The 14,536-nt window shown below is 61.2% G+C and carries 17 protein-coding genes; 8 read left to right on the top strand and 9 right to left on the bottom strand.

All coding sequences use genetic code 11. The annotated features are described in order from the left end of the window. Positions 1-542: 542 nt before the first annotated feature. The gene (locus HF916_RS32790; protein ID WP_168793002.1) at positions 543-719 is read left to right on the top strand and encodes a hypothetical protein; all 177 of its coding nucleotides are present in this window, start codon (positions 543-545) and stop codon (positions 717-719) included. A 125-nt stretch (positions 720-844) separates the two neighbouring features. On the opposite strand, the gene HF916_RS32785 is transcribed toward HF916_RS32790, so the two are convergent. The 3 genes from HF916_RS32785 to HF916_RS32775 form a co-directional block, all read right to left on the bottom strand. Continuing rightward, a complete protein-coding gene (locus HF916_RS32785; protein WP_168793001.1) occupies positions 845-1,063 on the bottom strand; it encodes a hypothetical protein in 219 nt (72 codons plus the stop codon). Between the two features lie 151 nt (positions 1,064-1,214). Then, positions 1,215-2,267 (bottom strand): class I SAM-dependent methyltransferase, encoded by a 1,053-nt coding sequence (locus HF916_RS32780; protein WP_168793000.1) that lies wholly within the window; start codon positions 2,265-2,267, stop codon positions 1,215-1,217. Between the two features lie 106 nt (positions 2,268-2,373). After that, positions 2,374-3,447: an acyltransferase family protein gene (locus HF916_RS32775; RefSeq protein ID WP_168792999.1), complete on the bottom strand. Its 1,074-nt coding sequence runs from the start codon at positions 3,445-3,447 to the stop codon at positions 2,374-2,376. Between the two features lie 316 nt (positions 3,448-3,763). Between HF916_RS32775 and HF916_RS32770 the strand changes: the two genes are divergently transcribed. Beyond that, positions 3,764-4,375: a cysteine hydrolase family protein gene (locus tag HF916_RS32770; RefSeq protein ID WP_168792998.1), complete on the top strand. Its 612-nt coding sequence runs from the start codon at positions 3,764-3,766 to the stop codon at positions 4,373-4,375. 315 nt (positions 4,376-4,690) lie between these two features. Beyond that, a complete protein-coding gene (locus HF916_RS32765) occupies positions 4,691-5,584 on the top strand; it encodes a LysR family transcriptional regulator (RefSeq protein ID WP_168792997.1) in 894 nt (297 codons plus the stop codon). Between the two features lie 148 nt (positions 5,585-5,732). On the opposite strand, the gene HF916_RS32760 is transcribed toward HF916_RS32765, so the two are convergent. The 3 genes from HF916_RS32760 to HF916_RS32750 form a co-directional block, all read right to left on the bottom strand. Further along, positions 5,733-6,440, bottom strand: a complete 708-nt coding sequence (locus HF916_RS32760; RefSeq protein WP_168792996.1) for a glutathione S-transferase C-terminal domain-containing protein — start codon at positions 6,438-6,440, stop codon at positions 5,733-5,735. A 232-nt stretch (positions 6,441-6,672) separates the two neighbouring features. After that, a complete protein-coding gene (locus HF916_RS32755; RefSeq protein ID WP_168792995.1) occupies positions 6,673-6,894 on the bottom strand; it encodes a hypothetical protein in 222 nt (73 codons plus the stop codon). Positions 6,895-7,088: 194 nt separating this feature from the next. Continuing rightward, positions 7,089-7,280: a CsbD family protein gene (locus tag HF916_RS32750; protein WP_168792994.1), complete on the bottom strand. Its 192-nt coding sequence runs from the start codon at positions 7,278-7,280 to the stop codon at positions 7,089-7,091. A 175-nt stretch (positions 7,281-7,455) separates the two neighbouring features. Between HF916_RS32750 and HF916_RS32745 the strand changes: the two genes are divergently transcribed. The 5 genes from HF916_RS32745 (at position 7,456) to HF916_RS32725 (ending at position 12,084) form a co-directional block, all read left to right on the top strand. Then, positions 7,456-7,782, top strand: a complete 327-nt coding sequence (locus HF916_RS32745; RefSeq protein WP_168792993.1) for a hypothetical protein — start codon at positions 7,456-7,458, stop codon at positions 7,780-7,782. 288 nt (positions 7,783-8,070) lie between these two features. Continuing rightward, positions 8,071-9,351 (top strand): DNA (cytosine-5-)-methyltransferase, encoded by a 1,281-nt coding sequence (gene dcm / locus HF916_RS32740; RefSeq protein ID WP_168792992.1) that lies wholly within the window; start codon positions 8,071-8,073, stop codon positions 9,349-9,351. A 54-nt stretch (positions 9,352-9,405) separates the two neighbouring features. Next, a complete protein-coding gene (locus tag HF916_RS32735; protein ID WP_168792991.1) occupies positions 9,406-9,852 on the top strand; it encodes a very short patch repair endonuclease in 447 nt (148 codons plus the stop codon). A gap of 162 nt (positions 9,853-10,014) precedes the next feature. Next, positions 10,015-10,518 carry a YbhB/YbcL family Raf kinase inhibitor-like protein gene (locus tag HF916_RS32730; protein WP_168792990.1) on the top strand — a complete coding sequence of 168 codons (504 nt, stop codon included), beginning with the start codon at positions 10,015-10,017 and terminating at the stop codon, positions 10,516-10,518. A 108-nt stretch (positions 10,519-10,626) separates the two neighbouring features. After that, complete coding sequence (locus tag HF916_RS32725; protein WP_168792989.1) at positions 10,627-12,084, top strand: MFS transporter; 1,458 nt, start codon at positions 10,627-10,629, stop codon at positions 12,082-12,084. A 146-nt stretch (positions 12,085-12,230) separates the two neighbouring features. Here the strand turns inward: HF916_RS32725 and otsA are convergent, their stop codons facing one another. The 3 genes from otsA to HF916_RS32710 all read right to left on the bottom strand — a co-directional run bounded on the left by otsA (position 12,231) and on the right by HF916_RS32710 (position 14,514). Further along, on the bottom strand, positions 12,231-13,667 hold the full coding sequence (gene otsA / locus HF916_RS32720; RefSeq protein WP_168792988.1) for an alpha,alpha-trehalose-phosphate synthase (UDP-forming): 1,437 nt from the start codon (positions 13,665-13,667) through the stop codon (positions 12,231-12,233). A gap of 212 nt (positions 13,668-13,879) precedes the next feature. Continuing rightward, positions 13,880-14,092, bottom strand: a complete 213-nt coding sequence (locus HF916_RS32715) for a hypothetical protein (protein ID WP_168792987.1) — start codon at positions 14,090-14,092, stop codon at positions 13,880-13,882. Between the two features lie 152 nt (positions 14,093-14,244). Next, on the bottom strand, positions 14,245-14,514 hold the full coding sequence (locus HF916_RS32710) for a hypothetical protein (RefSeq protein ID WP_168792986.1): 270 nt from the start codon (positions 14,512-14,514) through the stop codon (positions 14,245-14,247). Between the last annotated feature and the right edge of the window lie 22 nt (positions 14,515-14,536).

Genomic DNA, 14,536 nt, shown 5'->3' with positions numbered 1-14,536 from the left:
GTCAAGCGATATTTTTTTACAGAAAATTTCAAAGGGCGCTTTTGTCAGAATAGTCGGCTTCTCGATATGCCAATATCGGCGCTACCGATTTTCGCGCTAAGCGCTGTGTCTTCAGCCTCCGACGCATGCAGCCGTTCGAACGCGATTCAATGGCGCCCTACTGCGCAGCGACTAGCCGGAGGCGGCGCGAAGAAAATGATTCGACATGGAGTGGCTGCTGATGGCGTCATCACCCTCCAGGGCTGAGCGCTTCCAGGCGGGCGCCTCTTACGTTACCGACAGGATGGACGGCCGAGTTTTCAGAGAGCATGCAGTCGACGAACGTATGCGCTCGCTTCTCGGCGTATCTGAACGCATCATGTTCAGATATGAATTCCAGTTGCTCTGGAAAACTTGCAACCTTGTGTGCAGGTTGACTGGACGAACTGATGGTCCAGGACACCTTGTACCGGCGTCCGACATTGTGCAAACACAATGGCTTTCCGGTCGTGACCTGAACGTCGATCCCGAAGCCGCGATACGGTGCATAGGATTGGCAAGGCATGATCACTCTCCTGACGCGATGGTGCGCGTATGCAGCCAACATCGCGCAACCGCCATGCCCCAAAGCGAGACGCCAGGGAAAACACCATTCGCGCTCGGAAACGCTGAATAAAAAAAAAGCCGCAGACAATGCTGCGGCTCAAAACACACACACCGCGCTCGGGGCGCTGATGTGAATCACCATCTTACAGAAACCTATCGGTGAATATAACCAGGGATTTCGTATGATGGTTGCAATCGGTCGGCCACGCAATTCCGCTCTGCGCGGCGCCGAGGCATCACTTCATGGAGGCGTGATCCGCTACTGCTCGATATACATGCGCCATTCCGGGAACTGCTCGAAGAAGCTTTGGCTCACGTAGATCTGGTACAGGACCGGCGAGCTACTGTCGGTTGCGGACCCGGGCTCGCTCAGTACAGTCAGTCCGGGATCGACGCCGGAGACGCTCGCCCACGCCGTGAGATCGTCCGGCAGGTCGGCCGCTTCCTCGCGCGGCACACGCAATTTGATCGGTTTCATTGCATCTCCGACAAATGGTGAGGGGTGTCTCAGGAAATATCATACAAAGAAGCGGTGTGCCGGCGCCAGAAATCTCCAAAGCGGGCGATAGGCGTCGATCGCAAGTGGGCAATGAGACATAGAGAATTGAAAACCAAGCCCACGCGCACATTCAATACGATATGTTTCGCCCCTTCGAGCCGAGCCCTCGAAGCCTGGTCACCGCGGCGCGCAACGGCGCCGTGATTCGCCAGGATGTCGACGACTCGAGCGCCCTGATCGTCGAAGTCCTCGATGCGATCTCCTCCTGCATCGCGACAACCGTCTTCTGCATCGCCACAACCTCCTCCTGCGTCGCCACAACCTTCTCTCGCGTTTCCGCAAGGGCTGCCTCAGCCTCAGCGAGGCGCTCCGCTGTCTCGGTCGCGCGCGCCATCATTGCAGCATCCACAGGGGCACTGTAGAACTCCTCGGTCGTGAGTTCCACGCGAGGCGGTTCCTTGCGAAGCACAATGATCATCTCTCCGCCGGTTTCTCCGCGCGCAGGCACAAAGTCGACGAGATTGAATTCGATGAAACCCATCATCAGGATCGGCTTCAGGACCTTGGACACAATCGTGCCGCTCTCGAAAACATGGCTGTGAATGCCGACATGCGGAGGCGCCTTCAGCTTGTGCCTGATACGGTTCATATCGAGCTTGTCGGCCACCTGCATCGGCTTGTTGACGAATGCTTCGTCGTAATAGATCTCACATTCGATTTGATGTTCGCGCGGAATGTCCTCGACACCCGCAAGATACTCGGCCACGAAATGACTTAGCGCCGTGTCCTGTCTGTATCTATCGAAACTGAACTTCTTGTCGGGCAGGGCAAGAAACAGCACTCCGCCGGGACGCATCATGTCGCATAGATCGGATAGCCATTGAACCATGTTGGGCGCGTGCTCCATCACATGATTCGCAATAACGTAGTCGAACTTATCGCTGATGTACTCGCCGTATCGATTCGAATGAACCACGTAGTCGATTTCGGGTATGTCGACGATCATGTCCGGGTGCGTGCACTCCCGGACCAGTTGCTCCCTATCCTTCCAGTCCAGATATCGCACGTCTGCTTCCGACTTGAAGACGGTCGGCTGATCATACGGTCCTATCTCAAGACCGATTCCCGATAGATCGGTATGTTTCAGAAGATGCCCGCGGCGCAGCGTCGTAACCAGATTCATGAACTACCTCTCGGCGTTAGGACAGGCAACAGTGCAACTTAGCACGTCTTACACGGCCGCCGAAGCAATCAACTCGCTGCTGACTCTATTTCTCGCGCGGCGCGACTCAGGCCATCGCCGCGTTTCGCCGCCACGGAAACCGCAATCGCATCGCCCTTTTTTCGACGACAAACCACGAGACCAGCGTGAGTGCCATTGATATGACAAATGTGATTGTCACCATGGCGATATTCGGGTGAGAGAAAGCACCGAAAAATGCGCCCATCGTCTCATGGCCGCCGTAAAGCATCGACTGCAGGACAACGTAGTGCCACAGATAAAAGCCGTACGAAACTCGACCCAGCCCCGCCAGCGGGGCGATATCGAGCGCCCGCACCAACACGGACTGCTGAGCCGTCACGACCTTCGCAATAATGAGCGCAGCGGCTAACGGCGTAAGTGGGTAACCCAACGCCTGCAACGAAAAGTCGAGACCGGTCTCGCTCAACATCACGAAAAACAGAATGGCGGCGGCGAGGGGCCATAACTTGCCGGCCCAAGCCGTCCATTGGCGCGGCATCACCGCCAGCAAAGCCCCCATCAGCAGCCCGTCGGAGTGCGTATCGAAGCCACAATAAATGCGCGCCATCGAAAGGTGATGCGACATCAGAAACGAACGCCACCCGATCACCGCCATCGCAAGGAGTGCGACTGCGAGCACGAGCCGACGTGGCCAGAATTTCAACACGCCCAACAGGATGAGCGGCCAGACGAGGTAAAACTGCTCCTCGATCGCGAGCGTCCACGTATGCCCCGTGAAATGCGCGTCGTAGATGCCGAACGCGCGCACCCAGTTCATCACATAGAAGAAAGCGGGCAGGACTTCGAATCCCACTCTCAAGGAAGCGGGAAATATCAGACAATAGATCGTGACACCGGCAAGCATCAGCAACAAGGCCGGGTAAAGCCGGCGAGCGCGCCGCCAATAGAACGCCGGCAAATCGATCCGGCCGGTGTGCCGATGCTCCGCGATCAGCCGGCTCGTGATCAGGTAGCCACTCAACACGAAAAATGCATCGACGCCGACATACCCGCCGCCCACGACGCCCGCGAGACCGGTATGCGCAAGAAATACCGCTATGACAGAAAGCGCGCGTAAGCCGTCGAGGCCGGCAATTCGAGTGTACTGAATGTGATTCATGCCTATGTCGACAACGCGTGGCGGACAGCCGCCACGTGGTTACTGATAGTCGATAAGTTCTTGAGACGGTTGGTAAGGATTGGGCGACGAGAAGTTCAACAAATCATCTCGCGCCGCAACCGCGTGGAAATCTTTGCGACCTCGCAGACGATGACGTAAAAGCTACCTGCGTCAGGTGAAGTCACTGCCGGTTGCCGAATAGCGTCTCGCGATCAGTGCAAATCACGCACAGACCTTGTCTCGGCGGCAGTGTTGTTGCGATGCCTATCCCACCCTAGACTCGGTTCCTTTCCAACCACGTCCAAAAGGACCCGTCATGTCCAGCCGCACACTCCGTAGCATTCTCGGTGCCTGCCCACCCGCTTCGCTGCCCGCTCGCACCACCGCGTTGCTGTTGATCGACTTTCAGAACGAATACTTCACGGGTTCGCTGCCCATTCCGAATGGCGCGGCAGCATTGCGAAACGCGCATCAACTCGTCGAATGCGCCGACCGCCATGGGTGGCGCGTGGTCCACGTGCAGCACGTTGCACCGGCCGACTCTCCGCTATTTGCCGCCGGCAGCCGGCAAGTCGAGATTCACGCCGAGATGCAACCGAAGGCCGCCCATCGCGTGGTCGAGAAAAGCTCCGTGAGCGTGTTTGCCAGCACCGATCTCGCGCAAACGTTGAAAGACGATGGCATCACGCACCTCGTCATTGGCGGCCTGATGACGCACGCCTGCGTAGCAGGCGCCGCGCGAGATGCGGTGCCTGCGGGGTTCGAAGTCGTCGTGGCCGCCGACGCATGCGCGACCCGCGACATCGTCGTCGATAGCGAACTGCGCGTCGGGCACGCCACGTTGCATCTGTCGGCTCTGGCTGAAATCGCGGATACCTTCGGCTCGGTGATGAACACGAGCGACGTAATATCGCTGGCTGGTCGATAGCCGCCACGGCGTCCATCACGTTCTTGCGCTTTTCAGGCTTCCTAAATATCACTAGGCTGATGACCCATGCCTGCGCGGCCGACGCCGCGAGCGACGCGGTACGGGTCGGCTATCGCGTCGTGGTAGCATCGGACGCCTCGGCAACGCGTCGACGCAGACACGATCGATAAAGACGAGTCACGTCGCGCGTCACAGCCAAAATCGAAGCTACGTTTGGCGACGTGATGAGCACGTCGGAAATCATTTACCTACCGTTGCGCTAAGCATTAGCCCGATTCACCTTCGTGGTGACGCCGCGTAGCGCCAATCTCGCCCATGGACCAGTTGCTTGCAATGCGCGCCTTCCGCTTCATCGTCGAAGCGCAGGGGTTTTCGGCTGCGGCCGAGCGGCTCGACACCACGCATTCGAGCGTGTCGCGTCAATTGAAACAGCTCGAGGTTTCGCTCGGCGTTCAGTTACTCAACCGCAATACACGACGCTTTACGCTGACAGCCGCGGGTGAACGCTACTACAAGGCCAGCGTCGATATTCTCGATCGCGTGGAAGAAGCGGCGCAGGCCATGGCGGCCGAACATCAACAGGCGGCCGGCTTGCTGCGCGTCACCGCGCCGCTTGCCATCGGTACGCTGGAATTGGCCGACTGGCTTCCGGCGTTTCAGAAACGTTATCCCGACATCCAACTGGAGTTGTCGTGCAGCGATCAGTTCGTCGACCTCGTTGCAGAGGGCTACGACGTAGCGTTACGCATCAGCGGCCCTTTGGCTGACACGACGCTGGTTGCGAAAACCTTGGCTGTCTCCGACGTCGTTCTGGTTGCATCGCCAACCTATCTGGAGCGACACGGACTCCCGCACACAGCCGGGCAACTTGCCGAGCACGAGTTATTGTCTTTTACCGGCGCGCCCGAAGCGACCGAATGGGTGCTGACGTCCGAGCAAGATTCGCCAATCCACATCTTGCCGCGCAACCGGCTGAGAACGGACGCCATCACTGCGCTTTACTCCGCGGCGCTGGCGGGCGCGGGTATTGCCGCTTTCACGTGGCAGACGGTTCAGACAGACATCAGAAGCGGCCGTCTCGTTCAGGTCTTACCAGGCTACACGCTTGGAAGCCGCCATTACTACGCGCTATACCCGCAAACGCGGTATGTGGCGCCCAAAGTACGAGCGTTCGTCGATCACATGGCTGAGCACTATCGCGGACGATGATGATGCAGTCGACGCGCCGCTAAGCGAACGCCAACAGCGGACAGAGTGGCAACGCGAGATCCACGCAGAAGAACGCGCGGCGAGTCCCAGGTAAACGAGGTAAACGACGGCCGGCCGACGAAACCCGCCGTCCGGCCGCATGAATCGATTACGACGGACGCTTCGGAATATCCAGTCCCTTCGCCACGGCCGGACGCGCGACGAACGCGGCCAACACGCGCGTCACATTCGGGAAGTCCTGAATGCCGACGAGATCGCCTGCCTCATAGAAGCCGACCAGATTGCGCACCCAAGGAAACGTGGCGATATCGGCGATCGAATACGCATCGCCCAGAATCCAGTCACGTCCTTCGAGTTGCCGATCCAACACGCCGAGCAACCGTTTCGCTTCGCCGATATAGCGGTCGCGCGGACGCTTGTCTTCGTACTCCTTGCCGGCGAATTTGTGGAAGAAACCCACCTGGCCGAACATCGGCCCGATGCCGCCCATCTGGAACATCACCCACTGGATCGCTTCATAGCGGCCGACGGCATCTTGCGGAATGAACTGGCCGCTCTTGTCCGCGAGATAAATCAGGATCGCGCCGGATTCGAACAGCGGCAACGGATTGCCGTCAGGCCCGTTCGGATCGATGATCGCCGGAATCTTGTTGTTCGGATTGAGCGACAGAAACTCCGGCGTCATCTGATCGTTGGTATCGAAGCGTACGAGATGCGGCTCGTACGGCAAGCCCGTTTCTTCGAGCATGATTGACACCTTCACGCCATTGGGCGTGGGCAGCGAGTAGAGCTGAATCCGGTCCGGATGCTCGGCACGCCATTTCTGCGTGATCGGAAAAGCGGATAGTTCGGTCATGTGGCGGTGTAACCCTTGTGCGAATGTGGCGGCTTGAAAAGAGAATCGGGCCTCGGCAGCCGGCGGGACGACCGGCGGCGAAAATCCCAACGCAAGATCGCCAAATATAAACCGACTCGGCGCAACGCGTGCGGGCGTGGCCCAGCGCTCATATCGACACGCAAGGTTTTACGGTCGACGTGTAACCGGCGGCTCGCAAACGCAAAACGCAAACGCGCACGTTAGCCCGCACTCACCACAAATCCTTGGTCGCCGTGCCGGCGCGCAAGTTATAACCTTCGCGCCACAAAGACGCGCCGACGGTCAGCAACAGCGTCTTCTGCTCGCCGTCGAGCAGATCCCAAGCCGCCGCCAGCCAACTGGCGAAGCTCGCGCAGGTCTGTTCCAGGTCGACGGGCGTTTTGCCCTCGAGGTATTGCCGTTCGAACATCGAAAGAATTTTTTCGGGTGTCATGGGCGCCGTCTCCGTGTTGGATGCGCCAAGTCTAAAGGCGGCGCAGCGCGTGCGGAATGCTCTCGACGCCAACCCCGGGTTACTCCCAGGCAAAATCCGCCATCGGTCGAAAAAGTCCATGTACGACGCAAAAGCGTCGGTAAAAGGAAAAGGCGCCGCAGCGCCTTTTCCGTCGAACTACATCGCAAGCCGAATTACGGCGCGTTGCGCTTGGCGTTGTCCTTGGCGTCTTCCTTAGCGTCGCCATAGGCCTTCTGCACCTTGCCCGCGCCTTGCTGCAGATCGCCCTTTATTTCCTTGGCGGGATTGTCCGTGGCCTTGCCGACCGCTTCGTTGACCTTGCCCTTGACCTGCTCTGCCACACCCTTCACCTGGTCCTTGTTCATGTTCGGCTCCACTATTTGGAATGCCGGCGCGACATTACGCCAGTATCCGTACCCAGCAACGGGTGTGCCCGTACCTGCGCACGGCCTGGTTTCTCCAGCGCGCGCCGCGAAAAAATATTTTCAAACAGGCCTAAAGTCCCGCCACGGCCTGCCGTAAAGGTGCCAAGGAGAAGCCATGGACCGCACACCCATCAAGCTTTCGGGATCATCCCAAGCCGTATTGATTGATCGCGACATTGCGCACATTGCGCGTGTGATGCGGCCGTCTTTACACGGCGACCTGGGCGGCCCGATCCTGCCGGCCGCGTACTGGCGCAAGCGTCTGTACCAATTGCTCGACGCCGGTAACTTGTCCCACGCGCAACTGTGCGCGGTCGACAGCCTCCTGCTTCAGCTCGATCAATACCAAGCCGAACCTCAACTGGCCTGGGACGCATTGGCGCCGGCCTCCGCCGCCTTGTTCCCACCGCCCTATCCGGCCAACGCCAGCCACTCGGCCTGACACGCTGCGAGCCTGAACCCCGGCCCTTTCCGGGCCGGCGACATTTCATTTGCGCGCGTTAAAAAAAAGGCCGCGAAAACCATGTCGCGGCCTCAACACGTCGCAACGCGGGGAATTCGCGTCACGCTACAAGCGTACACGCGCAACTGTGACACCCGCATTTAGCCGTGGACTTGCTCTGTGCCGGTGTTCCGAAGCTCGAAATTTTCTGCCCAAGCGACGCAAAAAATAGGGAAATGGGACGACCTTAGGTCATAATGTCCGCAAAAATTCCCAGCAAGGACACCCGTGACCCTCGCCGCACCGCTCGCACTGCTCAAGCAAGCGCGCGCCCGCTTCACTCAACGCGAAATCGCCGCGCATGTCGGCAAGGACATCAAGACGGTACGTCGCTGGGAAAAAGGCGAAACGCAGTGCCCGGCGATGCTGGAACCGGCCTTGCGCGATCTGCTGCAAAACCGCGCGCGGACCCGCGGCAGCGTGGGCGGCGACGCCCAGTTCCGCTTCATCGATCTGTTCGCCGGCATCGGCGGGATCCGCATGGGCTTCGAGGCGCATGGCGGCGACTGTGTCTTTACGAGCGAGTGGAACGACTTTTCTACCAAGACCTATCGCGAGAATTACCCCGGTGGCGGTGAGCATGCGCTGATCGGCGACATCGTTTCGTTTCCGGCTGAAGACGTGCCGAGCCACGACGTGCTGCTCGGCGGCTTCCCGTGCCAGCCGTTTTCGATCGCCGGCGTGAGCAAGAAGAACGCGCTGGGCCGACCGCACGGTTTCGAATGCACGACCCAAGGGACGCTCTTTTTCGATGTCGCGCGGATCATCGCGGCTAAACGCCCCGCCGCGTTCCTGTTGGAGAACGTGAAGAACCTGCTCTCGCACGACAAGGGCCGCACCTTCGACGTGATCCTGCAAACCTTGCGCGACGAACTCGGCTACGAAGTGCACTATCGTGTGATCGACGGCCAGCATTTCACGCCACAGCATCGGGAGCGGATCATCATCGTCGGCTTTCGCGGCAAGACTGCGTTCTCCTGGGACGAGCTGCGCCTGCCGGAAGACGGCCCGCGGCTCGCCTCGATCCTGCATCGCACGGATGGCAGCGAGCCGGTGCTGCCGTGGGACAACGACCGTTTCTTCGACCACGCCAGCCGACGCGTTCAACCCAAGTACACGCTCACCCCGAATCTCTGGACTTACCTGCAGAACTACGCGGAGAAACATCGCGCGGCGGGCAACGGCTTCGGCTTCGGCATGGCTTATCCGACCAGCGTGACGCGCACGCTGTCGGCGCGTTATCACAAAGACGGCTCCGAGATCCTGGTCTATCAGGGCGAGTCACTGCGCCCGCGCCGCCTCACGCCGCGTGAATGCGCGCGGCTGATGGGCTTTCCCGATACCTTCCGAATCCCGGTGAGCGACACGCAGGCCTACCGGCAGTTCGGCAACAGCGTCGTGATGCCGGTGATGCGCGAAGTGGCGCGCATCATGCTGCCGCATGTGCAAACCCTGCTCGCCGAGGAGACGCGCCATGGTTCGAAGCAAACGCTCTCGCTCTACGCGTGAGCGGTCAGCTTGTGCGGGTGACCGGCGCGTCGAAGCATTGGCCAAGCGTTAAAGATGGTCGATATCGTCGATAGCGCGACTCGCAGCCGGATGATGTCCGGCATTCGCGGCCGCAACACCAAACCAGAAATTCTGATCCGCAGCCTGCTGCACGGCCAAGGCTTTCGCTTCCGGCTGGATGCGCGCGATCTGCCGGGACGCCCGGACATCGTCTTGCCGCGCTACCGCGCCGTGGTGTTGGTGCACGGCTGTTTCTGGCACGGCCACGACTGCCATCTTTTCAAATGGCCGCAAACGCGGCCGGAGTTCTGGCGCGACAAGATCGGCCGCAATCGCAGCAACGACGACAAAGTTCGCGCAGCGCTGCTCGCCAGCGGCTGGCGCGTCGCGGTCGTATGGGAATGCGCTTTGCGCGGGGCCAATCGCGATATCGAGGGTGTCTTGCAGCGGCTCGTCGAGTGGCTGAAGAGCGACGCGCCGAGCTTCGAAGAACGCGGCTGAAAGCGCGCTGTAGCCTACCCGGCTCGCACGAATCTTCAGGCCGCTGGTGATACACTCGACTGGCTAACTCGGGGTACTTCCGCGCGGCGCCCTGCCCTGCAAACCGGTTGCAAAACCGCACGCCCCGACCATCCCAGAACCACTCAAGAAGGGAGGCACATCATGGCAGATTTCCGTCTCTGGTCCGACGAATTTCCCACTAACGGCTTCATGCCGAAAGCCCACGAATATCACGACAAGGCCTTCGGCGTGGACGGCGAGAACATCTCGCCCGCGTTGCAGTGGGAGGCGCCGCCGCCCGACACGCAAAGCTTCGCGCTCACCGTTCACGATCCCGACGCGCCCACCGGCAGCGGCTTCTGGCACTGGGTCGTGGTGAATATTCCGAGTGACGCCCGCTCGCTGCCGCGCAACGCCGGCAAGGCGGACGGCTCGCTGCTGCCGCAAGGCGCGCTGCAGGTGCGCAACGACTACGGCACGGTCGGCTTCGGCGGCGCCGCGCCGCCGCGTGGCGACAAGGCGCATCGCTACATCTTCCGCCTGCATGCGCTGCGGGTGCCGCATCTGCCGATCAACGCGGACACCACCAACGCGGTGGCGCGCTTCATGACGCATCTGAACGAACTCGACTCGACCACTCACACCGGCTTGTACGAACTCAAATAACGCGGGAGACGCGCTGGCCGGCGCGCGCAAGCTGCGCCGGCCAGTTCTTCGACGACGGCACGCGGCGCGCGCGAGCGGCGAACCGCCCCACTACAACTCGAACAATCGATGCACGCACAACCACCGCGCAAGGACGGCGCTGACGGCACCATCGCCGCCGAAGCGGCCGACACACTCGCCCCCCACACATCGCTTCGGGACGACACCGAACAGGGCTTGCCGATTCCGCAGCGCTACTGGGCGATGCTGGTTATCGCGCTCTCCCTCACGCTTGCGGTGCTCGACAGCGCGATTGCCAACGTGGCGCTGCCGACTATCGCGCGCAACCTGCACGCCAGCGCGGCCGGCTCGATCTGGGTCGTCAACGCCTATCAGCTGGCGATCACCATCTCGCTGTTGCCGCTCGCTTCGCTCGGCGACCGCATCGGCTACCGGCGCATCTACCTGGCCGGCCTGATCCTGTTCACGGTGGCGTCGTTCGGTTGCGCCTTGTCGACTTCGCTGCCGACTCTCGCGCTCGCTCGCGTGATTCAAGGCTTCGGGGCGGCGGGCATCATGAGCGTGAATACGGCGCTGGTGCGCATGATCTATCCGCCCGCCCAGCTCGGACGCGGCGTCTCGATCAACGCGATGGTGGTCGCGGTGTCGTCGGCGGTCGGACCGACCGTCGCTTCCGGCGTGCTCGCCGTCGCCTCGTGGCCGTGGCTGTTCGCCATCAACGTGCCGATCGGCATCGCCGCTATCGTCGGCGGCTTCAAGGCGCTGCCGATGAACCCCGGCCACGAATCGCCCTATGACTATCCGAGCGCGGTGATGAACGCGTTCGTCTTCGGCCTGCTGATCTTCGCCGTCGACGGACTCGGCCACGGCGAGGGATTCGGCTACGTCGCGCTCGAAGCGCTCGGCGCGGTGGTGATCGGCTATTTCTTCGTGCGCCGTCAGTTGACGCAGCCCGCGCCCTTGCTGCCGATCGATTTGCTCAGGATTCCCATCTTCGCGCTCTCGATCGGTACCTCGGTCTGTTCGTTCTGCGCGCAGATGCTCGCCTTCGTGTCGCTGCCCTTTCTGTTGCAGGAAACGCTGGGGTTGTCGCAGGTGGAGACCGGGCTGCTCATGACGCCTTGGCCCGCCGTGATCATCATCGCGGCGCCGATTGCCGGCATGCTGTCGGACAAGGTGTCGTCGGGATGGCTGGGCGGCGTCGGCCTTGCCGCGATGACGGCCGGGCTGTTGCTGCTCGCCACGCTCGGCGCGCATCCGGACGCCACGCAGATCGCGTGGCGCATGGCCTTGTGCGGCGCCGGCTTCGGCATCTTCCAGTCGCCGAACAATCGCACCATGCTGTCCGCGGCGCCGCGCGAGCGCAGCGGCGGCGCGAGCGGCATGCTGGGCACCGCGCGCCTGACTGGCCAGACGCTCGGCGCGGCGCTGGTCGCGCTGATCTTCGGCATTGCGCCACAACACGGACCGACCATCGCGCTCTACGTGGCCGCGTGCTTCTCGGCGGTCGCCGCGCTGATTAGCACGATGCGCGTCATGCAACGGGCCAATGTGCAACCGGCCTGAGTTCTCGCAAGAGATTTTTTCAACCACACGAATACGAAAAGAGCGTGGATCGCGTCGTGCGAGCCACGCCCTTCTCTTCGACTTTCACACCCGCCAATCAGACGACGTGACCAGCACGCACGGCTGCATTGCCAGCCGCGCGACCGTTAATCCGGCAACGACGACGCGGTCACGTCAGCGAGCTTTACCGCTTTGGCCGTCACCGAAGATGCCGTCGCGACGTTGCGCAGATCCGCAAGGAAGGTATCGCGCCAGACCGACAGATTGTTCTCGCGCATCGGCGCCATCATGTCGGCATGGCGCGCCTGACGCTCGGCGAGCGGCATTGAGAGTGCGCGTTCCAGCGCTTCGGCCATCTGCGACAGATCGAACGGATTGACGACCAGCGCGCCCGGCAGCTGCTCGGCGGCGCCGGCGAATTGCGACAGCACCAGCACGCCCGGATCGGCCGGATCCTGCGACGCCACGTACTCCTTCGCGACGAGATTCATGCCGTCGCGCAGCGGCGTCACATAGCCGACCTGCGATTGACGGAATAGCGCCATCAGCAGATTGCGCTCGTATTTGCGGTTCAGGTATTGGATCGGCGTCCAGTCGAGTTGCGCGAACCGGCCATTGATGCGGCCCGCTTCGCCCTCGAGCGTCTGACGAATCCGCTGGTAGGTCGACACGTCCGCGCGCGTCGGCGGCGCGATCTGCACCAGCGACACGCGCCCGTGCCAACCCGGTGCGTTCAGCAGCAGCCGCTCGAACGCCTGGAAGCGCTCCACCAGACCCTTCGAATAATCGAGGCGGTCGACGCTCATGATCAGCTTGCGTCCGCGCATGCCGTCGCGCAGGCTGCGCACCGGCTTGCGGTCGGTGAACTGCTCGGCGGCTTTGGCGATCGCGTCCGGATAGATCCCGATCGGATACGCGCCCACTTTCAGGAAGCGGTTATACGCGTGCACCATGCCGTCCTCGCTCGAGGTGCCGTGCTGGCCGCGCTCGATAAAGTCGACGAACGACTGGCGATCCGCATCGGTCTGGAAGCCGATCACGTCGTAGCTGCACATGGCCTTGACCAGTTCTTCGTGCGGCGGAATCGTACGCAACACTTCCGGTACCGGAAAAGGAATATGCAGGAAGAAACCGATCGGATTCTTCACGCCGAGTTCGCGCAGGCAGCGCGCGAACGGCAACAGATGATAGTCGTGAACCCAGATGATGTCGTCGGGCTTGAGCAACACCTTGAGTTGCTTCGCCAACGTCGCGTTGACGCGCTGATAGCCCGCATATTCCTGCCGGTCATAGCGCGACAGGTCGTTGCGATAGTGGAACGTCGGCCAGAGCGTCGCATTGGAAAAACCACGGTAATACTGGTCATAGTCGCGCTTGGTGAGGCCCACCGTCGCGTACGTCACATTGCCTTGTTTTTCTATCACCGGAGCGCTCGGCTCACTCACCGTCTCCCCGCTCCAGCCGAACCAGACCCCACCGCTTTCCTTCAGCGCGTCCAGCACGCCGATAGCGAGGCCACCCGCCGCGGGACGGCCTTCCTGAGTCGGCGCGACACGATTCGATACCACGATCAGTCTGCTCATTGGTGCTCCACCTAGTTCAGTTGTTTCGTTGCATACGGATATGTGCCAAAAAGGTGCACGCAAGTCGCGTGCCGTTTTTTGAGATGTTGGAAATAAAAATGTATGTAAATGTGACAGACGAGCAGAAACACGCGGCGCTATCTCACCGCGAAGAAATTTTTTCTGCTTTGTATGACAAAACCAGAAGGCCTCTTACCGGCCATCACATCGGCTCAGGCATCCTGTTCCGAGCCGAGGTCGCGCTGGTATTCCAGTCCTTCCTGACGCACGCCGCCCTGGTTGTGCTCGCCGTCTGGCGGCGCATCGGGCGCGACGCGGTTCTGCCCTGCCGGATCGGGCGATACCGGCGGGCTTTCCTTGGTGCCACCCGGCCGGGAATCGCGCTTCGAATGGCGCGCTGAGCGTCGCAGTGCTGGATGTCTCATGATCCACGCCTCCAAGGGAAGCCCGCCGCCAAGTTTGCGGCATCCATACAGTCTAGGGGTCACGACGGTAAATTGCCGGTAAAAGATGCGCCGGCTTTGTAACAAGTACATAAATTCCGTGCGCCAGACTGTGGCGCAACGCACAGAACGCGTCAGAGTTGCATGCGTAGCGGCTGCGACGGCTGACGCTGACTGGCTTGCGGCGTTTGCGTGGGCTGCGGCGGCGGATCGCCAATCGGCGGAGCGACCGGTTCGATGGGTTCGATGGGTTGCGGGCTCGGGTCGGGGCTCGGGATCGGAACGGTGTCGGGCTCGCCGGGACTCGGCGGCGCAACCGGAGGCGGTGACGGCGGCTCGATCGGCTCGGGACGGTGAGCGTAAATCGGCAGGGGAAGCGCGGGAGCGGCAGCGTAGTCCGGCATGTTGTTTATCCTCGTTTGCGTT

Source organism: Paraburkholderia aromaticivorans (genome assembly GCF_012689525.1).
Classification (GTDB): domain Bacteria; phylum Pseudomonadota; class Gammaproteobacteria; order Burkholderiales; family Burkholderiaceae; genus Paraburkholderia; species Paraburkholderia aromaticivorans_A.
The sequence above is the reverse complement of the archived record's forward strand: the minus strand, read 5'-3'. Positions and strand labels throughout refer to the sequence as shown.